The 19,089-nt window shown below is 67.6% G+C and carries 17 protein-coding genes and 1 pseudogene; 8 read left to right on the forward strand and 10 right to left on the reverse strand.

From position 1 onward, the window contains the following. A pseudogene (locus A9X04_RS26765) lies at positions 1-361 on the forward strand (hypothetical protein); the annotation flags it as partial. 77 nt (positions 362-438) lie between these two features. Here A9X04_RS26765 and A9X04_RS26770 read toward each other — a convergent pair. From A9X04_RS26770 to A9X04_RS26785, 4 genes are read right to left on the reverse strand one after another with little or no spacing between them, the layout of a single operon-like run. Then, positions 439-864, reverse strand: a complete 426-nt coding sequence (locus tag A9X04_RS26770) for a molybdenum cofactor biosynthesis protein MoaE (RefSeq protein ID WP_067927424.1) — start codon at positions 862-864, stop codon at positions 439-441. After that, positions 861-1,343, reverse strand: coding sequence for a molybdenum cofactor biosynthesis protein B (locus tag A9X04_RS26775; protein WP_067927427.1), 483 nt, complete (start codon positions 1,341-1,343; stop codon positions 861-863). The genes A9X04_RS26770 and A9X04_RS26775 overlap by 4 nt, the downstream gene beginning before the upstream one ends. Continuing rightward, a complete protein-coding gene (moaC, locus tag A9X04_RS26780; protein ID WP_082975267.1) occupies positions 1,343-1,870 on the reverse strand; it encodes a cyclic pyranopterin monophosphate synthase MoaC in 528 nt (175 codons plus the stop codon). The genes A9X04_RS26775 and moaC overlap by 1 nt, the downstream gene beginning before the upstream one ends. 8 nt (positions 1,871-1,878) lie before the next feature. After that, complete coding sequence (locus A9X04_RS26785) at positions 1,879-2,079, reverse strand: hypothetical protein (protein WP_090421285.1); 201 nt, start codon at positions 2,077-2,079, stop codon at positions 1,879-1,881. 118 nt (positions 2,080-2,197) lie between these two features. On the opposite strand from A9X04_RS26785, the gene A9X04_RS26790 reads away from it, so the two are divergent. Continuing rightward, positions 2,198-4,450 carry a helicase-associated domain-containing protein gene (locus tag A9X04_RS26790; RefSeq protein ID WP_067927439.1) on the forward strand — a complete coding sequence of 751 codons (2,253 nt, stop codon included), beginning with the start codon at positions 2,198-2,200 and terminating at the stop codon, positions 4,448-4,450. A gap of 69 nt (positions 4,451-4,519) precedes the next feature. Beyond that, positions 4,520-6,169 (forward strand): DNA repair helicase XPB, encoded by a 1,650-nt coding sequence (locus tag A9X04_RS26795; protein WP_067927443.1) that lies wholly within the window; start codon positions 4,520-4,522, stop codon positions 6,167-6,169. Between the two features lie 113 nt (positions 6,170-6,282). Here A9X04_RS26795 and A9X04_RS26800 read toward each other — a convergent pair whose 3' ends face one another. Together A9X04_RS26800 and A9X04_RS26805 are read right to left on the reverse strand one after the other, a co-directional pair. After that, entirely contained in the window at positions 6,283-7,428 is a 1,146-nt protein-coding gene (locus A9X04_RS26800; RefSeq protein ID WP_067927445.1) for a thiolase family protein, read from the reverse strand. 1 nt (position 7,429) lies between these two features. Beyond that, positions 7,430-7,864: a Zn-ribbon domain-containing OB-fold protein gene (locus tag A9X04_RS26805; RefSeq protein WP_067927503.1), complete on the reverse strand. Its 435-nt coding sequence runs from the start codon at positions 7,862-7,864 to the stop codon at positions 7,430-7,432. A gap of 145 nt (positions 7,865-8,009) precedes the next feature. Between A9X04_RS26805 and A9X04_RS26810 the strand changes: the two genes are divergently transcribed. Beyond that, positions 8,010-8,303, forward strand: a complete 294-nt coding sequence (locus tag A9X04_RS26810; protein WP_067927448.1) for a putative quinol monooxygenase — start codon at positions 8,010-8,012, stop codon at positions 8,301-8,303. Positions 8,304-8,357: 54 nt separating this feature from the next. Here A9X04_RS26810 and A9X04_RS26815 read toward each other — a convergent pair whose 3' ends face one another. Continuing rightward, positions 8,358-9,347 (reverse strand): LLM class F420-dependent oxidoreductase, encoded by a 990-nt coding sequence (locus tag A9X04_RS26815; RefSeq protein ID WP_067927456.1) that lies wholly within the window; start codon positions 9,345-9,347, stop codon positions 8,358-8,360. A 111-nt stretch (positions 9,348-9,458) separates the two neighbouring features. On the opposite strand from A9X04_RS26815, the gene A9X04_RS26820 reads away from it, so the two are divergent. The 3 genes from A9X04_RS26820 to A9X04_RS26830 are packed head-to-tail and all read left to right on the forward strand — an operon-like array spanning position 9,459 to position 12,190. Then, positions 9,459-10,691 carry an FAD-dependent monooxygenase gene (locus tag A9X04_RS26820; protein WP_067927459.1) on the forward strand — a complete coding sequence of 411 codons (1,233 nt, stop codon included), beginning with the start codon at positions 9,459-9,461 and terminating at the stop codon, positions 10,689-10,691. Further along, positions 10,682-11,539, forward strand: coding sequence for an LLM class F420-dependent oxidoreductase (locus A9X04_RS26825; RefSeq protein WP_067927462.1), 858 nt, complete (start codon positions 10,682-10,684; stop codon positions 11,537-11,539). The genes A9X04_RS26820 and A9X04_RS26825 overlap by 10 nt, the downstream gene beginning before the upstream one ends. Positions 11,540-11,563: 24 nt before the next feature. Continuing rightward, entirely contained in the window at positions 11,564-12,190 is a 627-nt protein-coding gene (locus tag A9X04_RS26830) for a bifunctional 2-polyprenyl-6-hydroxyphenol methylase/3-demethylubiquinol 3-O-methyltransferase UbiG (protein ID WP_067927464.1), read from the forward strand. 18 nt (positions 12,191-12,208) lie between these two features. Here the strand turns inward: A9X04_RS26830 and A9X04_RS26835 are convergent, their stop codons facing one another. Further along, positions 12,209-13,567 (reverse strand): MFS transporter, encoded by a 1,359-nt coding sequence (locus A9X04_RS26835; RefSeq protein ID WP_067927506.1) that lies wholly within the window; start codon positions 13,565-13,567, stop codon positions 12,209-12,211. Here A9X04_RS26835 and A9X04_RS26840 point away from each other — a divergent pair. Then, the gene (locus tag A9X04_RS26840) at positions 13,548-15,620 is read left to right on the forward strand and encodes a thiamine pyrophosphate-dependent enzyme (RefSeq protein ID WP_231985824.1); all 2,073 of its coding nucleotides are present in this window, start codon (positions 13,548-13,550) and stop codon (positions 15,618-15,620) included. The two genes, A9X04_RS26835 and A9X04_RS26840, sit on opposite strands and share 20 nt — an antisense overlap. 81 nt (positions 15,621-15,701) lie before the next feature. Here A9X04_RS26840 and A9X04_RS26845 read toward each other — a convergent pair whose 3' ends face one another. Together A9X04_RS26845 and A9X04_RS26850 are read right to left on the reverse strand one after the other, a co-directional pair. Beyond that, positions 15,702-17,846: a 3-hydroxyacyl-CoA dehydrogenase NAD-binding domain-containing protein gene (locus A9X04_RS26845; RefSeq protein WP_067927467.1), complete on the reverse strand. Its 2,145-nt coding sequence runs from the start codon at positions 17,844-17,846 to the stop codon at positions 15,702-15,704. Between the two features lie 4 nt (positions 17,847-17,850). Then, complete coding sequence (locus tag A9X04_RS26850) at positions 17,851-19,062, reverse strand: acetyl-CoA C-acetyltransferase (RefSeq protein WP_067927469.1); 1,212 nt, start codon at positions 19,060-19,062, stop codon at positions 17,851-17,853. Positions 19,063-19,089: the final 27 nt, after the last annotated feature.

Genomic DNA, 19,089 nt, shown 5'->3' on the forward strand with positions numbered 1-19,089 from the left:
GCAACCCGCCGTCACCGATGTCGTCGAGCAGTACGTCGAGCGCGCGGCCGGCGTGCGGCGCGGCACCGGCCCGGTGCAGCTGGCCGGCTTCGACCAGCCGGCTCCTCCGGCCGACGAGCCGCCCGCGCCGCCGGCCGACGCCATGCCGCCCGCCGCTCCGGCGGACCTGCCCCCGGCGCCTCCCGCCGACGTGCCGCCGGCGCCCCCAGCCGACGACTTCCGCGGCTTCGTGCCGGCCAACATGCCGCAGGAGGTTTCCACGGTCGGCTACACGAAGCAGCTGTGGGACGCCATCCGGGCGCAGGACATTCAGGGCAACGACGCGCTGGACGCGATCGCGCAGCCGTCCCCGGCCACCTGAGTTCCGCAAGTCAGACTGCCCGGCACGCCTCGAACGTCGACGCTTCGGGGCGTGCCGGCATTCCAATCGTCACGGCGTTACGCCGAGCCCACCCATTCTTCTGTTCCGTCGTCGAAGAACTGGTGTTTCCACACCGGTAGCCGCGCCTTGATCTCGTCGACCAGCAGGGCACAGGTCGCGAACGCCTCCTCGCGGTGGTCGGCGGCCACCGCCGCCACCAGCGCCGCCTCGCCGATGCGCAGCACCCCGATCCGGTGGCTCGCCGCAACGGCGCGCACCCCGCTCGACTGTTCCGCGACGTCGGAGACCACCTTGGCCAAGACTTGCTCAGCCGACGGATGCGAGGAGTACTCCAGCCGCACCACCCGACGCCCGCCGTCGTGGTCCCGGATCATGCCGACGAAGCCGACGATGGCGCCGGCCGACTGATGGCCCACCAATTCTTCGTGCTCGGCCAAGAAGATCGGGTGATCGGTCATGGCCGCGCGGACCACGAGCGTCATTGCTGGTGATCTCCTCCGGCGAGCTGATCGAGCGCGTGATCGAGCACGTCGGCGAGCACACCCAGGCCGTCGCGCACCCCGCCGGGTGAACCCGGCAGGTTGACGATCAGCGTCCGGCCCGCCACGCCGCAAACGCCGCGTGACAACACCGACGTCGGCACCTTGGGCAGCCCCGACCGGCGAATGGCGTCGGCCAGCCCCGGGACCATGTAGTCCAGCACCGCCACGGTCTGGTCGGGGGTGCTGTCGCTCGGCGAGATGCCGGTGCCGCCGGAGGTGATGATGACGTCCACGCCGTCGCGGACCGCCTTGCGCAGGGCGTCGCCCACCGGATCACCGTCGGCGACCACCTCCGGCTCGGGGAACGAAAACCCCCGCTCACCGAGCCATTCGGCGATGATCGGCCCGCACCGGTCGTCGTACACTCCCGCCGACGCGCGAGTCGAGGCGATGATGATGCGGGCGGATCGGGTGCCCATCACCTCTCCCACGTTCCGGTCTTGCCGCCTTCCTTGCGCAGCACCCGAATGCCATCGAGGCGTGCGGCAGGGTCGACCGCTTTGATCATGTCGTAGAGCGTCAGTCCGGCCACGCTGACGGCGGTCAGCGCCTCCATTTCCACGCCCGTGCGGTCGGTGCTTCGGACCGTCGCGGTGATCTCGATGTCGGACTCCCCCACGGTGAATTCCACGTCGACTCCGGTGAGCGCCAACTGGTGGCAGAGCGGTATCAGGTCGCTGGTGCGCTTGGCCGCCAGGATGCCCGCCACCCGGGCGGTGGCCAGTGCGTCGCCCTTGGGCAGGCCCCCGGCCGAGATCAGCTCCACGACGCGCGGCGACGTGTGTAAGGCACCCGCGGCGACGGCGGTGCGCTTGGTCGCGCCCTTGTCGCTGACGTCGACCATGTGCGCCGCACCACGGTCATCCAGGTGTGACAGCGCGCCCGGAGGGGATTCACCCGACGTCCAGCTCGCCGGGGGCTTGGCGGCCTCGGAGGCCCTAGCCATCCTGGCGCCTACCGGTTAACGACGGTGACCGGGTGCAGGTAGGGCAGGTCCGTGGAGGGCAGCGGGAACACCATCTCGCCGAAGGGCGACAACGCCCCCGTCCGGTCGGTCACGAGTTCGCTCACCGCGTGGTCGTCGGGGTCCGTCGTCGGCCACCCGTTGTCGACATACCTGGTTTTGCGGGCTTTGCCCTCAGCAGTGTCAGCCACGCCGTCCATTCTGACAGGTCGCTCTTGCGCGCGTCGTGCAAGATCGCCAGTTCGGCCGACGAGCTGCCGGCGTTCGTTGCCTGCTCAGCACCCGCCGACTGTTTTACGCTGGTCAGCAATGACCGACAACACCCCGGATATTCCGCTGGGGTCGTGGCTGGCCGACTTGCCCGACGAGCGGCTGATCCGCCTGCTAGAGCTGCGGCCGGACCTCGCCCAGCCGCCGCCCGGCAGCATCGCTGCGCTGGCCGCCCGCGCGCAGGCCCGCCAGTCGGTCAAGGCCGCCACCGACGAGCTCGACTTCCTGCGGCTGGCGGTGCTCGACGCGTTGTTGGTGCTGCAGGCCGATGCCACGCCGGTGCCCACGGCAAAACTGTTCGCCCTGATCGGTGAACGCGCTCCCGAGTCCGACGTGATGGGGGCGTTGGACGATCTCCGGGAGCGCGCGCTGGTCTGGGGCGATGCGGCGTTGCGCGTCGCACCCGACGCCGGCGCCGCCCTGCCGTGGCACCCGGGCCAGGTCACCCTCGAGGCCGCGTCTCGCACCGGCGAGGAGATCGCCGGTCTCATCGACGGGTTGACTCAGGCGCAGCTCGACGTGCTGGAGAAGCTCCTCGAGGGTTCCCCGTTGGGCCGCACCCGTGACGCCGCGCCCGGCGCCCCCGCGGACCGGCCGGTGCCCCAGCTGCTGGCGATGGGCCTGTTGCGACGCATCGACGCCGAGACGGTGATCCTGCCCCGCCACGTCGGGCAGGTGCTGCGCGGCGAACGGCCCGGGCCCATGCGACTGACGGCGCCTGACCCGGTGGTGTCGACCACCACCACCGACGACGTCGACGCGGCGGTGGCCGGGGCCACCATCGACCTGTTGCGCGAACTCGACGTTCTCATCGAAACTCTGGCCGCCGCACCGGTTTCCGAGCTACGCAGCGGTGGGTTGGGAATTCGTGACGTCAAACGGCTCAGCAAGACCACCGGCATCGACGAGTCACGGCTGGGGCTCATTCTCGAGGTGGCGGCCGCGGCCGGCCTGATCGCGAGCGGGATGCCCGACCCGGAACCGGCCACCGGCGAGGGGCCGTACTGGGGGCCGACCGTGGCCATCGACCGGTTCACGGCCATGCCCACCGCCGAACGCTGGCAGCTGCTGGCCAGTAGCTGGCTCGACCTGCCGAGCCGGCCGGCCTTGATCGGAACCCGCGGTCCCGACGCCAAACCCTATGGCGCCCTTACCGATGCGCTGTACTCGACCGCCGCGCCGCTGGATCGCCGGCTGTTGCTGGGCACGCTGGCGCAATTGCCCGCGGGCGCCGGCGTCAACGCCGCCGAGGCGTCGGCTGCCCTCGTGTGGCGGCGACCGCGCTGGGCCAGGCGGTTGCAGCCGGGGCCCGTGGGTGACCTGCTGGCCGAGAGCCAGGCGTTGGGGCTGGTGGGACGGGGGGCGCTCAGCACCCCTGCTCGGGCACTACTGGACGAAGGCGCCGACGCCGCGGTCGACGCCATGGCGCGGGCCCTACCCAAACCGATCGATTACTTCCTGATCCAGGCCGACCTGACCGTCGTCGTGCCGGGTCCACTGCAGCGCGACCTCGCCGAGCAGCTGGCCGCGGTGGCCACCGTCGAATCGGCCGGCACCGCGATGGTGTACCGCGTCAGCGAGCAGACGATCCGGCATGCGCTCGACGTCGGTAAGACCCGCGACTGGATGCACGCCCTGTTCGCCAAGCACTCTAAAACTCCTGTCCCCCAAGGACTTACCTATCTCATCGACGATGTCGCACGCCGGCACGGCCAGCTGCGGATCGGGATGGCGGCCTCGTTCGTACGCTGCGAGGACCCCGCGCTGCTGGCCCAGGCCGTCGCCGCCCCCGCGACCGAGGGCGTGCAACTGCGCGCCCTGGCGCCGACGGTCGCGGTGTCTCCGGCGCCGATCGCCGAGGTGCTGCTCGCATTGCGGGCCGCGGGCTTCGCCCCCGCCGCCGAGGACTCCACCGGCGCCATCGTCGACGTCCGGCCGCGGGGCGCCCGGGTGCCCACGCCCCAGCAGCGGCGGCCCTACCGCCCGATGCCGCGTCCCAACACCGAGAGCCTCAACGCCGTGGTCGCGGTGCTGCGAAAGGTGACCGCCGCGCCGTTCGGCAACATTCGCGTCGATCCGGCGGTCACCATGTCGCTGTTGCAGCGTGCGGCCAGGGAACAAGACACGCTGGTGATCGGTTATCTAGACGCGGCCGGCGTCGCCACCCAGCGCGTCGTGTCGCCGATCACCGTCCGGGGCGGTCAGCTGACCGCCTTCGACTCGGCGTCCGGGCGGCTGCGCGACTTCGCCATCCACCGCATCACGTCGGTGGTGTCGGCCAACGGTCGATAATGGATTGCGGCGAGGCACGCCCGCGAGACGATGAGCGCGCCCGCGAGACGATGAGAAGGAGTTGGGCCATTGACTGACGGCCCGTTGATTGTGCAGTCCGACAAGACGGTGCTGCTCGAGGTCGACCACGAGTTGGCCGGCGCGGCGCGTGCCGCCATCGCGCCCTTCGCCGAGCTCGAGCGCGCGCCCGAGCACGTGCACACCTACCGCATCACGCCGTTGGCGCTGTGGAATGCCCGCGCCGCCGGTCACGACGCCGAACAGGTGGTCGACGCGCTGGTCAGCTTCTCGCGCTACGCGGTGCCCCAGCCGCTGCTCGTCGACATCGTCGACACCATGGCCCGCTACGGCCGCCTGCAGCTGGTGAAGCACCCGGCGCATGGCCTGACCCTGGTGAGCCTGGACCGCGCGGTGCTCGAGGAGGTGCTGCGCAACAAGAAGATCGCCCCCATGCTCGGCGCCCGGATCGACGACGACACCGTCGTCGTGCACCCCAGCGAGCGCGGCCGCGTCAAGCAGATGCTGCTCAAGATCGGCTGGCCCGCCGAGGATCTCGCGGGCTACGTCGACGGCGAGGGGCACCCGATCAGCCTGGCGCAGGACGGCTGGCACCTGCGCGACTACCAGCAGATGGCCACCGACTCGTTCTGGGCCGGCGGGTCCGGGGTGGTGGTGCTTCCGTGCGGGGCCGGCAAGACACTGGTGGGCGCGGCCGCGATGGCGAAGGCCAGCGCGACGACGCTGATCCTGGTCACCAACGTCGTCGCGGCGCGGCAATGGAAGCGCGAGTTGGTCGCGCGCACCTCGCTGACCGAGGACGAAGTCGGCGAGTATTCGGGTGAGCGCAAGGAGATTCGGCCCGTCACGATCTCGACGTACCAGATGATCACCCGCCGCACCAAGGGCGAGTACCGGCACCTGGAGCTCTTCGACAGCCGCGACTGGGGGCTGATCATCTACGACGAGGTCCACCTGCTGCCGGCGCCGGTGTTCCGGATGACCGCCGACCTGCAATCCAAGCGGCGCCTGGGCCTGACCGCCACGCTTGTCCGCGAAGACGGACGCGAGGGCGACGTGTTCTCCCTGATCGGCCCGAAGCGCTACGACGCCCCGTGGAAGGACATCGAGGCGCAGGGCTGGATCGCGCCGGCCGAGTGTGTCGAGGTGCGGGTCACCATGACCGACAACGAGCGGATGATGTACGCCACCGCGGAACCCGAAGAGCGCTACAAACTTTGCTCGACGGCGCACTCCAAGATCGCCGTGGTCAGGTCGATTCTGGACAAGCACCCCGGCGAGCAGACGCTGGTGATCGGCGCCTACCTCGACCAGCTCGACGAGCTGGGTGCCGAGCTGAACGCGCCGGTGATCCAGGGATCGACCCGGACCAAGGAACGCGAGGAGCTCTTCGACGCCTTCCGCCGCGGCGAGGTGTCCACGCTGGTGGTGTCCAAGGTCGCCAACTTCTCCATCGACTTGCCGGAAGCGTCCGTGGCCGTACAGGTTTCGGGGACCTTCGGCTCGCGCCAGGAGGAGGCTCAGCGGCTGGGGCGGTTGCTGCGGCCGAAGGCCGACGGTGGCGGGGCCATCTTCTACTCGGTGGTGGCGCGCGACAGCCTGGACGCCGAGTACGCCGCGCACCGGCAGCGCTTCCTCGCCGAGCAGGGCTACGGCTACATCATCCGCGACGCGGACGACCTTCTGGGACCGGCGATTTAGCGGGCAACCACGGCCGCTCTGCCGGACCATGCGACGCTCGCGGATTTTGATATCACCCGCGATATCGAATTCGGGCGCGCACGCATGGTTCCCGCCGGGCGCCGCGCCACCGGCTACAGCGACAGGATGGTCGCCGAGGCGGTGCCCGGGGCGCCGTACACCTGGGCCAGGCCGACGCGCGGATTTCCCGGCACCTGACGCTCGCCCGCCTCACCGCGCAACTGGCGCACCAGTTCGTGCATCTGCCGCAATCCGGATGCGCCGATCGGCTCGCCGTTGGCGATCAACCCGCCGTCGGTGTTCACCGGCATCGAGCCGTGAATCTCGGTGGCGCCGTCGGCCACCAGCTTCTCCTGCTCGCCGTCGGCGCACAGGCCCGTCTCGGCCATGTGGATCACCTCGGCGCCGGCGTCGGTGTCCTGCAGTTGCGCGACGTCGACGTCCTCGGGCCCGACGCCCGCCGCCTCGTAGGCCGCCTTGGCCGCGTACACCGTCGGTGACGCGTCCTCGTCCAGCGGGGCCGACGTGGCGTGCACCTCGTAGGCCCCGTACCGCCGGGTCCGGATCTCGCAGGCACGCACGTACACCGGCTTGTCGGTGAACTTGTGCGCCAGGTCGGCGCGGCACATGATCACCGCGGCGGCGCCCTCGTCGGGCGCGCAGAACATGTACTGCGTCAGCGGGTAATTGAGCACCGCCGAGTTGAGGATCTCGTCCTCGGGAATCGGCTTGCGGCGGAACGCATTCGGATTCAGCGCACCGTTACGGAAGTTCTTGGCCGCCACCTTGGCCAGCGTGCCCTGGGAGATGTTGTGGTCATGGATGTACTTGTTGGCCTTGATGCCGAAGAACTTGGTGGTGACGAACTGTCCGTTCTGGGCGTACCACTGCGGCAGCGCCAGCTTGGCGGGGTCGTCGGTGAAGGCGCCGCGCGGGTGTTTGTCCAGGCCGATGGCGATACCGATGTCGTACTTGCCAAGCCGGATCGTGTCGGCGGTCTGCTGAATCGCGCTCGCGGCGGTGGCGCACGCGTTGAACACGTTGGTGAACGTGATGCCGGTCAGCCCGACGAGGCGGGTCACGGCGTCGGGGTTGGACACCTCGTGGCTGCCGCCGAAGCCGAACTGAATGTCCTTCCACGCCACGCCCGCGTCCTTCAGTGCGGACTGGACGGCCTCGGCACCCATCTGCATTGCGGTCTTGTCGAACCGACCGAAGGGGTGCAGGCCCACGCCGATGATGGCGACGTCGTTGGTCATCTCAGGCTCCTTCCGGAGAAGTTGAGACCGGCTGGAATGCGAACGTCATGATTTCGCCGCCCTCTTCGTCGGTGGTCAAAGGCACCATGGTGAGCTCGACCTCCTGCCCGAATTGCAGCTTGGCCGGGTCGTTCTCGGTCAACCGCCCCTCGACCCGGATCACGTCGCCGAGCTGGACCAGCCCCACCCCGAACGGGACGAAGTCCTTGCCGGTGGGGCCGGCGTAGGGAGCCCCGGGCGGGAAGCCCTGGGTGGTCCACGCGACCAGCGTTCCGCGCCGCGGCAGGAACACGTCGGTCATCTCGCCGGCGCTGCAACGCGGGCACCACTGCTGCACCGGGAAGGTGGTGGCCCCGCAGCTGCCGCACCGACTGCCGATCAGCTGTGGGCTCTCGTCGGGCCAGGTCGAGATCTCGGGCGCGAGTGCTTTTTGCATCGGTGGATCCTCCAGAGGCGCCGCCAACAGAATGTTGCTCACCGAACCGTATAACAGCTTTCCGAAAAGTGGAAACCGCATTCTCATTAGCGTGCGCGAGCGTGGGGCTGGGCTATCTTGGCGAGGCGACGTAAGGAGACGACCAATGCCAGTCACGGTGATACTCGAACTGAAGTTCAAGCCCGACGCGGTGCCGCAGGCGCGCGAGGTCATGGGCCGGGCGCTGAAAGACACCCGGGCGTTCGCCGGGAACCTGGGCACCGATGTGCTCGTCGACGAGGACGACGAAGCCCACTGGCTCATCTACGAGATATGGGACACGGTCGGGCACGACGAGGCCTACCGCGCGTTTCGCGCCGGCGAGGGCCGGCTCACCGAGTTGCCGCCGCTGCTGGCCGAGCCGCCCGTCAAGAAGAGGTACACCACCTCCGACATCTAGCTGATGGTCGCGACCCGCTGCGCCCGGCTTCGCCGCGCTTGCGATCGCTCCCAGCTAGCTCAGGGCGGGAATGACCTCGCGCTCGAACAACTCGATGCCCGAACGGTCGTACGCGGCCTCCGGGAAGTAGCAGATGGCGTATTCGCAGCCGAGGTCGCGCAGCTTGGCGATCCGCTCGATCACCTGCTCCGGCGTGCCCGTCGCCGAATCGGGGCCACTGCCCGCGGCGAGCATCGCATCGGCGGCCGCGTCGGGCACGTAGCGGACTAGACGGTCGCGGACGCGCGCCAGCCGGTCCTTGACATCGGCGTCCGAGGTTCCGACGACGGCGTTGAAGTTGGCCGACCGCACGATGGCGTCGAAGTCGGTGCCCAGCTGTTCGCAGTGTCGCGCAAGCACTTCCGACTTGTGGGCGAACGCCTCGGGCTCCGGCGTGAAGTTGGTGTACTGGGCATATTTCGCGGCGATGCGCAGGGTCACCTTTTCACCGCCGCCGGCGATCCACAGCGGGATCCCGTTGTCCTGCAAGGGCTTGGGGGCGACGATGGCGCCGTCCACCTGGTAATGCCTGCCGTCGAAGCTGACCTTGCCGTCGCGCCAGGCGTCCCGCATGATCTGTACGCCCTCTTCCAGGCGGCCCAGCCGCACGCCCGCCGGGGGGAAGCCGTAACCGTAAGCGCGCCATTCGTGTTCGTACCACCCACCGCCGATGCCCATCTGGATCCGCCCGCCGGAGATGATGTCGGCGGTCGCCGCGACCTTGGCCAGGTACACCGGATTGCGGTAGCTCATCGCGGTGCACATCTGGCCGAGTTTGATCCGCGACGTGACGGCCCCGTAGGCGGCCATCAGCGACCACGCCTCGTGGGTGGCTTCGCCGGTTGGCAGCGGAACGGTGTGGAAATGGTCGTACACCCACAGCGAGTCCCACGCGCCGTTGTCGGCATAGGTGGCCAGGTCTCGCATCGCCGCCCAATGCTTCGCCGGTTCGATGTCGACCAGATCCATTCGCCAGCCTTGCGGGATGAAGAGACCGAAGCGCATGACAACGGACTCTAGCCCCAAGACCAAAGCACTGCGGCGACCTAAGCGGGCCGCGCCGCCGCCGGTCCTCGTGATTAGGCTTACCGAGTCCGGTAGCAACGGGAGGTCGGCATGCGGGTCCTGGTCTCCGGCGCGAGCATCGCCGGACCGGTGCTGGCGTACTGGCTGACCCGTCATGGCTTCGACGTCACCGTGGTCGAGCGCGCGCCCACCCTGCGCAAGACCGGCGGCCACGCCGTCGACCTGTTCCGTCCCGCGATGGAGATATCAGCGAGCATGGGCGTCCTGCCTCAGATCGAAGCGCTCGCCACCGGAACGAACAGCATGACCATGCATCGGGAGGGCCGGGCCCGGCCCTTCGAGATCGACCTCACCAAGATCTACGCCGCCACCTCGGACCGGCACGTGGAGATCATGCGCGACGACCTCAGCGAGATCTACTACACCGCCGGCCGCGACCGCGTCGAATACTTGTTCGGCGACTCGATCACAGCGATCGATCACGACGGCGAGGTGACCTTCGAGCATGCCCCCGCCCGCCGGTTCGACGTTGTCGTCGGCGCCGACGGGCTGCACTCCAACGTCCGGCAGCTGACCTTCGGTGACGAAGCCAACCTCACCCGATTCCTGGGCGGATACCTGGCGGTGGTGTCGGCGCCCAAGGAGCTGGCCACCGCCGGCGAGATAACCTGCCACGTCGGCGTCGGACGCGTCGCGGCCATCTACACCGCCGAGCACCTGGACGACGCGCGCGCCGTCTTCCTGTTCCGCTCCGGCCGGGAACTGGACTACCACCACCGGGATGCGTTGCGGCAGAAGGAGCTTCTGCGTGACGCGTTCGTGAACATGCACGAGCAGGTCGACCGTTGGCTGGGCGAAATCGACCACACACCAGCGTTCTACTTCGATTCGATCAGCCAACTCCGGCTGGACCGATGGTCGCGCCGGCGGGTCACCCTCGTCGGCGACGCGGGATACTGCCCCGGCCCCGCGGTGGGCGGCAGCACCAGCCTTGCGGTGCTGGGCGCCTACGTGCTGGCCGGCGAGCTCGCCCGGGCGGACGGCGACCACCTGCGCGCGTTCGCCGGCTACGAATTGCAGATGCGCGAACCGGTGCACCGCAGCCGGGCCTTCGCGCGCGGCGCCGCCAAGGGCATCATCCCCGGCTCACGACTCGGGGTGTGGGCGTTGACGCGTGGCGCCCAGCTAGTGTCACTGATGCCGGGCTCGCTTTCCCGGGCACTGGCGAAACTCAACACGAAGGGCGTGCGCATGCACGACTCGATGCCGGTGCCCGACTACGGCGCGGTGCGCGACGAAAGGAACGATCGCCCATGGAACTGACCGGCGTCGGAATCTGGAGCAGTCAACTTCGGTACGGCGACCCGGCCGAATCCGCCGACGCGGCAGCGGAATTGGACGAACTGGGCTTCCCGGCGCTGTGGATACCCGACGTCGGCGGGCCGGTGCTCGAAGCGGTGGGCAACCTGCTCGCCGCGACCAGACGGACCGTGATCGCCACGGGGATCCTCAACCTGTGGATGCATGCGCCCGGCGACGTCGCCGCGTCTTTTGCGACGCTGACCGCCCGGCACGGCGACCGCTTCCTGCTGGGCATCGGCGTCAGCCACGCGCCGCTGATCGACGCCGGCCAACCCGGGCGCTACCGCAGACCGCTGGCGGCGACGGCGGAATTCTTGGACGGGCTGGACGCCGCCCCAGAGCCCGTACCCGCCGACAGCCGGGTGCTCGCCGCGCTCGGCCCGAAGATGCTGCACCTGGCCGCGACCCGCGCCCGCGGGGCGCACCCGTACCTGGTCACCCCCGACCACACCGCCTCGGCCCGTGCGACGCTGGGCGAAGGCCCGCTGCTGCTGCCGGAGCAGACCGTGATCCTGACCGACAGCGCCGACGGGGCGCGCCGCATCGGAACCGACTGGCTGCGTGCGTATCTGGCATTGCCGAACTACGCCAACAACCTGCTGCGCACCGGGTTCTCCGGCGACGACCTGGCCCAGGTGAGCGACCGGCTGTTCGACGCCATCATCGCGTGGGGCGACGAGGAGGCCATCATGCGCAGGGTCGCCGAGCATCGCGCGGCGGGCGCCGACCACGTGTGCGTCCAGGTGCTGCCGGACGACCCGAAGGCCTTTCCGCGCGATCAATGGCGCCGCATCGCCGCCGCGATGTAGCGGGTTGAGGCATACCGTTGGGGCATGGCCTCCAAGCACACCCTCTTTCGGATCTTTTACCGAGTCGGATTCACCCCATGGGATGGTCATCCGATCGCACAAAAGTTGCGCGACCTGGTCGAGGGCACCAATGACACGCCCCCACTGCCCGCAGGATCGGCCCTCGATCTCGGATGCGGCACCGGGGACTCGTCGGTCTACCTCGCACAGCACGGATGGAATGTCACCGGCGTCGACTTTGTCCCCCGGGCACTCGAGAAGGCCCGGGCCAAGGCCGCCGATCTGCCGGTCAACTTCGCCCAGGCCGACGTCACGCGGCTGAGTCAGACCGGGATCGGCACGGGCTTCGAGCTGATCGTCGACAACGGCTGCCTACACAACATGAGCGACGTCGATCGCGAGGCGTATGTCCGGGAGGTCAGCGCGGTGGCCGCGCCCGACGCGCGCCTGTTCATCGTCGCGTTCCGCCCCGGCGGGAGGTTCGGCGTGCGGGGCGTCGAGCCCGCCGAGATGGAGACACGCTTCGCATCCGCCTGGACTCTGCTGTCGGCCGGCGATGAGGTCGACCTCGATGAAGCGCGGCGCAGACGGGGAGGCGCGGGAGAGGAGACTGCGGCGCGGTACTACCTCTTCCAGCGCCGCGACACCTAAAACGCAAAAGCCGGTGCCCTAGTTGGCCCATCGAGTCGACTCGGCGGGCTCCCGAACTCGGTCTCGCTCCTGCGCGGTGAGACAAAGCGCGGCCGCGATCCCATACGCCACCGCGCTGATTGCCAGCAACTCGGTCGCGCTTCTCGTAAACGTCGGAATGTCGGGGGATCCTGCGACCGCGCTGAAGATGGCAACCCCCAACGCTCCACCGGCGTGCCTGGCAGTGTTGCTGGCGCCGGAGGCGGCGCCCGGTGCCGCCGGCAGCACTCTCAGCGCCGCGATGACGATCGCCGGAGTCAGAACGCCAAGGCCGCTACCCCACAACACGAGTGAGCACACCAACAACGGGTAGTTGGGCCCGTCGACTGCGCCCGCGATGCCGCCGAACCCCAGCGCGGACGCGATCAATCCCAGCGCACTTGTTCGCCATGGGCCCAATTTATGCGTGAGTGCTGCAGCGGCTCCGCCGAGCGCCGGCATCGGCAACATGCCCGGCAAGAGGATTAGGCCAGTCAACATCGGGCTCAAGTGGTGAACCACTTGGAAGATCTGAGTCAGGGTGAACAGTGACCCAAGGACGCAGAGACTCATCAAAGCGGTTACCGCGCATGCGACTGCGAAGGGATACCGCGCTCCGGCCGGTACCCGCACTAGTGGGTGCGCCGTGCGGCGCTCGGCATACCAGAAGCCGCCGGTGGCACAAACCGCCATCGCCGCCATGACGGCCCCCAGAACCCGATTTTCCCGGCCTTGAAGAATGAAAGTTACTGCGGACGCGAGGATTAGGACAACGAAGACGGCTCCAATCCAGTCGACCGGCGCACGTTTGTCAGCGGCGGGGTTGTGGCGCGGGATCCGGATAATCGGCACGAGTGCGGCAATAATGACCGGGACGCCGAGCCAAAACACTGAGCGCCATCCCGCCAACTGCACCAGCAGCCCCCCTAAAGGCGGGCCGGCCGGCAAAGCGGCACCACCGATGGCGGCCCAAACACCTATTGCTCGTGTACGTGCGCGCTCCGTGCTCGCGGACTGAGCTATGAGGGCCAGGGTTCCTGGGAGCATCAATGCGGCGCACACTCCCTGCGCCGTTCGACCAAGAAGCAGAACCGACATCACTGGCGCCACAGCGCATACGGTTGAAGCGACGCCAAACCCGACGAATCCAATAACGACGACCGCCCGGTGCCCAAGCCGGTCGCCCACAGCTCCCGAAGCCAACAGAAGCGCCGCCATGGGTACCGTGTAGGCGTCTACCGTCCAGGCGAGTTGAGAACTGCTCGCCCGCAGAGCTGAGCCGAGTTGCGGTAATGCGATGTTGACCACTGTGACGTCCAAGAGAACCAGAAAGTATCCGGTGCACAATGCGGTCGTCACCGGCCACCTGCTTTGTGTGTTTCGCACGCGAGCTATTGTCAGCCCAAAGTCGCTGATTCGCAGTGTAAGTGAGTCCATCCGACGACGCGGATTGCGCATCGATTGCCTCGCGCTCGCCACGCGGCGTGACAGAACGGCGCTCCGCTCGGCTGACATCTACCTGACATTGCGCAACTACTTCGTGACGATCGTAACGAGCCCGCCCGACGGTGTTTACCACCGTGTCAACACCTTAGGCAAAGCTGTAGACGATTCGCAGTCAACAACGACGTCCTGCATGGCCCAACTCCGACAGGAGCCGCATATGTTGACTGCTCAATCGACGCGGACGCAGCGGCAGTATGACGTCATCCCTCCCGCACCGGCCACGCGCGGCACCGTTGCGGAAGCTCTGGTAACCATGTTGGCCGACCTGGGCGTGACAGCGGCATTCGGTATCTGCGGAGGTGCCATCGCTCCGCTTTGGGACGCATTGGAGCACAGCCACATTCGTCTCATGCATTTCCGTCACGAGGCGGGCGCGGCGTTTGCCGCGACTGAGGCATATCTCACCTCTGGCTCGCCAGTCGCCGTTTGTGTCACCAGCGGTCCCGGCATCACAAATGCGCTAACGGGATTGCTGGCGGCCCGCAGCGACGGCGCGAAGGTGATTCTGGTGTCCGGTTGTACGACTATCTCGCAAGTTAATCGGACACCTATGCAGGAGACGACCCCCCAAACATTGGGCGTAGACATGTTTGCTGCAGGTCCCCTATTCCATTACGGGGTCATCGTGGAAGCAAGCTCCGATCTGGTCGAGATCCGCCGGAAGCTGGCAGAGGGGCTACAACGAAAGGGAAGCTTCGTCGCCCACGTCAGCTTGTCGGTTGCGATCCAAAAGTCGCCTGCCTCTGTGTCGATCAACGCCCCGCTGGTACAGACGGTGGATCCGCAGGCATCACCTGAAGACGTGCGCTCCTGCGTCGACATCCTGCGCAAGGAACGGACGGCGATTTGGCTCGGCTTCGGGGCACGGCATGCGGCCAAGGAAGTGTATGAGCTCGTCGAACGTATTGATGCACCGGTGTTTTGTTCACCACGCGCGAAGGGAATATTTCCGGAAAGCCATCCCCTCTTCGTCGGCGTCACCGGGTTCGGTGGCGACCGAGCCGTGCTCGAATTCATGCGCGAGCACCGCCCGGAGCGCGTTTTGGTGCTCGGTTCGCGCCTCGGCGAGATGACCTCGTTCTGGAACCCCGAGATGATCCCCCCGAGGGGATTGATCCACGTGGACATCGACCCGACTGTGCCAGGTGCTTCATACCCTGACATTCCAACGATCGCCGTTCACAGCGAAATAGGCACATTCCTCGCCGAGCTGCTGACGGCTTTGGGACGGACAACGTCGGAGGTCGAGACCAAAAGGTCCCGTTCGTGGCACCTCGGAATCTCGACTCCTGTAGCGCCACCGCCAGACCATCTCTGCGCGGGTCCCGTACGACCTCAACTACTGCTGCAGGCGGTGCAACGTGTCGTTGTTGAAGAGAGTTCCGCCATCGTTCTGGCGGAGGCAGGCAACGCATTCGCGTGGGCGACGCAACGACTGCGTTTCAATTCTCCCGGGCGGTACCGGATCAGCACGTCGTTTGCCTCGATGGGACACGCGGGCACCGGTGTGCTTGGCAGCGCGTACGCATCCGGTCGCAAGGCCGTTGCGCTTGTCGGTGACGGCACCATGCTGATGAACAACGAGATCAGCACCGCCGTGCAGTACCGGATTCCAGCGGTGTGGGTCATCCTCAACGATTCTGGCTACGGCATGATTGACCAAGGTATGACGCAGTGTGGCTACAGAGCCAGCGAAATATCGTTGCCCCCTACCAACTTCGCTGCGATTGCTCGTGCTATGGGGGCCTACGGACGGCGGGTCGAAGAAGAATCGGAAGTCCAAGAAGCGTTGTCGGCCGCGATGACCGTTGCTGGTCCGGCTGTTGTCGATGTACACACAGACCCGCGATGCAAAGCACCGATCGGCGGCCGAGTCACAAGCATTGTGGACCAGTCAAGTACGTAGAACCTCCATCCAATAACCACCTGCCGCAATGCAAAAGCCCCCGAAGACAAGCGCTTCGGGGGCTTTTCGCGACTACTGGAACTACGTCAGCGAATCCGGCGGCAGGAAGCGGTCGCCGTACTTGGCGGCAAGCTCGCGGGCCCGCGCCACGAAGGCTTCCTTGCCCGTACCGCCCGCACCGGAGTAGCCGACGATGAACTGCGCGCTACCACCGGTGTACGGCGGGAAGCCGATGCCCATGATCGAACCGATGTTGGCGTCGGCGGTCGACGTCAGCACGCCCTCGTCGAGGCACTTCTGGGTTTCCAGCGCCTCGGCGAACAGCATCCGGTCGATCATGTCCTGCAACGGGATCTCCGCGCTGCCGGACTTGAACGTCTCCCGCAGGCCCGGCCACAGCTGGGTGCGCTTGCCGTCGACGTACTCGTAGAAGCCCGCGCCCTTGAGCCGCGACGGGCGGCCGATCTCGATCATCTTCTCCACGACCGCCTCGGCCGGGTGCGGCTCGTAGGTGCCGCCCGCGTCCTCGACGCCCTTACGGGTCGCGGCCGCGATCTTGTGCATCAGCTCGAGGTTGAGCTCGTCGGACAGCTGCAGCGGCGGCGCCGGGTAGCCGGCCTGCGAGCCGGCGTGCTCGATGCTGGCCGGTTCGACACCCTCGCCCAGCATCGCCAGCGCCTCGTTGACGAAGGTGCCGATGACACGGGAGGTGAAGAAGCCGCGGCTGTCGTTGACCACGATCGGGGTCTTGCCGATGGCCAGCGTGTAGTCGAACACCCGGGCCAGCGCCTCGTCAGAAGTCTTCTCGCCCTTGATGATTTCGACCAGCGGCATCTTGTCCACCGGTGAGAAGAAGTGGATCCCGATGAAGTCCTCCTGGCGCTTCACGCCGGTCGCCAGACCGGTGATCGGCAGCGTCGAGGTGTTGGATCCCAGCAGCGCGTTCGGCTCGACGATGTCCTCGATCTCGCCGAACACCTTGTGCTTGAGTTCCTGGTTCTCGAACACCGCCTCGATCACGAAGTCGACGCCCTTGAAGTCGGCGGGGTCGGCGGACGGCGTGATGCGGTCCAGCAGCGCCTTGCTCTTCTCCTCGGTGGTCTTGCCGCGCTGAAGCGCCTTGGCCTCAAGCTTTTCCGAGTAGCCCTTGCCCTTCTGGGCGGCTTCGATGCTGACGTCCTTGAGCACCACGTCGAAGCCGGCCTTGGCCGATACGTAGGCGATGCCGGCGCCCATCATGCCCGCGCCCAGCACACCGATCTTGTTGATCTTGACCGGCTCGATGCCGTCGGGGCGCGAGCCGCCGCCGTTGATGTGCTGCAGGTCGAAGAAGAACGCCTGGATCATGTTCTTGGCGACCTGACCGGTGACCAGCGAGGTGAAGTAACGGCTCTCGATGCGGCTCGCGGTGTCGAAGTCCACCTGCGCACCCTCGACGGCCGCGTCCAGGATGGCCCGCGGCGCCGGCATCGGCGCGCCCTTGAGCTGCTTGCGCAGCAGCGCGGGGAACGACGGCAGGATGCCGGCCAGCGCCGGGCTGGACGGGGTGCCGCCGGGCATCTTGTAGCCCTTGGCATCCCACGGCTGGGTGTGCGCGTCGGGGTTCGCCTTGATCCATGCCTTGGCGGCCGGCACCAGTTCCTCGACCGAGCCGACGAGCTCGTCGACCAGTCCCATCTCCTTGGCCTTGTCCGGCCTGAACCGGGTGCCCTGCGACAGAACGTTCATGAAGGCGTTCTGGATGCCGAACATCCGCACGGTACGGGTCACCCCGCCACCGCCGGGCAGCAGGCCCAGCGTCACTTCGGGCAAACCCACCACGAGGCCCTTGACGTCGGCGGCGATGCGGTGGTGACAGGCCAACGCGATCTCCAGGCCGCCGCCGAGCGCGGCGCCGTTGATGGCGGCCACCACCGGCTTGCCCAGGGTCTCCAGGACACGCAGGTCGCGCTTGATCTCCTCGACCTCGGTGAAGACGTCCCCGGCGTTCTCGGGGCCGGCGGTGATCATGCTCTTGAGGTCCCCGCCGGCGAAGAACGTCTTCTTCGCACTGGTGATGACCACGCCGGTGACCGAATCCTTCTCCGCCACAAGGCGTTCAACGGCCTTGTGCATCGATTCCTTGTAGTGTTCGTTCATCACGTTCGCCGACCCGGTGGGGTCGTCGAGCGTCAGCGTGACGATGCCGTCGGCATCCTTGTCCCACGCAATGGTGTTCTCTGCCATGGTCTTAAACCCTCTCGATGATGGTGGCGACACCCATGCCGCCGCCGATGCACAGCGTGATCAGCGCACGACGCGCGTTGCGGCGCTCGAGCTCGTCGACCATGGTGCCGGTGATCATGGCGCCGGTGGCGCCCAGCGGGTGGCCCATCGCGATGGCGCCACCGTTGACGTTCAGCTTTTCGTCGGGGATGTTGAGGTCCTTCTGGAACTTCAGCACGACCGACGCGAACGCCTCGTTCAGCTCGAACAGGTCGATGTCGTCGACGGTCAGCCCCGCGCGGTCGAGGACCTTGCGGGTGGCCGGGGTCGGGCCGGTCAGCATGATGACCGGGTCGGAACCGCTGGTCGCCGTGGCCACGACGCGGGCGCGCGGGGTCAGGCCCTGCGACGTGCCGGCCTTCTCGGACCCGACCAGCACCAGCGCGGCCCCGTCAACGATGCCCGAGCTGTTACCGCCGGTGTGCACGTGGTTGATCTTCTCGACCCAGTGGTACTTCTGCAGCGCCACGTCGTCGAAGCCACCCATCTCACCGATGCCGTCGAACGCCGTCTTCAGCTTGGCCAGGCCCTCCATGGTGGTGTCGGGCCGCATGTGCTCATCGTGGTCGAGGATGACCAGACCGTTCTGGTCGCGCACCGGCACCACCGACTTGGCGAAGTAGCCGCCCGACCAGGCCTCGGCGGCCTTCTGCTGCGAGCGCAGCGCGTAGGCGTCGACGTCCTCGCGGGAGAAGCCCTCGAGGGTCGCGATCAGGTCGGCGCCGATGCCCTGCGGCACGAAGCCGATCTGGTAGTTGGTCTCGGGGTCCAGCGCCCAGGCGCCGCCGTCGGAGCCCATCGGGACCCGGCTCATCGACTCCACACCGCCCGCGAGCACCAGGTCGTCCCAGCCGGAGCGGACCTTCTGGGCGGCGGTGTTGACGGCCTCGAGGCCCGAGGCGCAGAACCGGTTGAGCTGCACGCCGCCCGTGGTCTCGGGCAGCCCCGCGGCCAGCACCGCGGTGCGGGCGATGTCGCCGCCCTGGTCGCCGACCGGCGAGACGCATCCCAGGATCATGTCGCTGATCAGGTTCACGTCCAGATCGGGGTTGCGCCTGCGCAGCTCGTCGACCAGCCCGACGACCAGGTTGAGCGGCTTCACCTCGTTCAGCGAGCCATTTCGTTGCTTGCCCCGCGGTGTGCGGATGGCCTCGTAAATGAAGGCTTCTTCGGACATGTCGAGTTCCTCTTCGCGAGTGGGTTT

The sequence above is a fragment of the Mycobacterium sp. E3247 genome (assembly GCF_001667785.1).
In the GTDB taxonomy this organism is placed as follows: Bacteria; Actinomycetota; Actinomycetes; order Mycobacteriales; family Mycobacteriaceae; genus Mycobacterium.

Coding starts and splice junctions, on each gene's coding strand:
- A9X04_RS26810 (WP_067927448.1), top strand. CDS start 8,010: ATGCCAGTCACGGTGATACTCGAACTGAAGTTCAAGCCCGACGCGGTG.
- A9X04_RS26830 (WP_067927464.1), top strand. CDS start 11,564: ATGGCCTCCAAGCACACCCTCTTTCGGATCTTTTACCGAGTCGGATTC.
- A9X04_RS26845 (WP_067927467.1), bottom strand. CDS start 17,846: ATGGCAGAGAACACCATTGCGTGGGACAAGGATGCCGACGGCATCGTC.
- A9X04_RS26775 (WP_067927427.1), bottom strand. CDS start 1,343: ATGGGCACCCGATCCGCCCGCATCATCATCGCCTCGACTCGCGCGTCG.
- A9X04_RS26820 (WP_067927459.1), top strand. CDS start 9,459: ATGCGGGTCCTGGTCTCCGGCGCGAGCATCGCCGGACCGGTGCTGGCG.
- A9X04_RS26790 (WP_067927439.1), top strand. CDS start 2,198: ATGACCGACAACACCCCGGATATTCCGCTGGGGTCGTGGCTGGCCGAC.
- A9X04_RS26770 (WP_067927424.1), bottom strand. CDS start 864: ATGACGCTCGTGGTCCGCGCGGCCATGACCGATCACCCGATCTTCTTG.
- A9X04_RS26825 (WP_067927462.1), top strand. CDS start 10,682: ATGGAACTGACCGGCGTCGGAATCTGGAGCAGTCAACTTCGGTACGGC.
- A9X04_RS26800 (WP_067927445.1), bottom strand. CDS start 7,428: ATGACCAACGACGTCGCCATCATCGGCGTGGGCCTGCACCCCTTCGGT.
- A9X04_RS26815 (WP_067927456.1), bottom strand. CDS start 9,347: ATGCGCTTCGGTCTCTTCATCCCGCAAGGCTGGCGAATGGATCTGGTC.
- A9X04_RS26805 (WP_067927503.1), bottom strand. CDS start 7,864: ATGCAAAAAGCACTCGCGCCCGAGATCTCGACCTGGCCCGACGAGAGC.
- A9X04_RS26850 (WP_067927469.1), bottom strand. CDS start 19,062: ATGTCCGAAGAAGCCTTCATTTACGAGGCCATCCGCACACCGCGGGGC.
- moaC (WP_082975267.1), bottom strand. CDS start 1,870: ATGGCTAGGGCCTCCGAGGCCGCCAAGCCCCCGGCGAGCTGGACGTCG.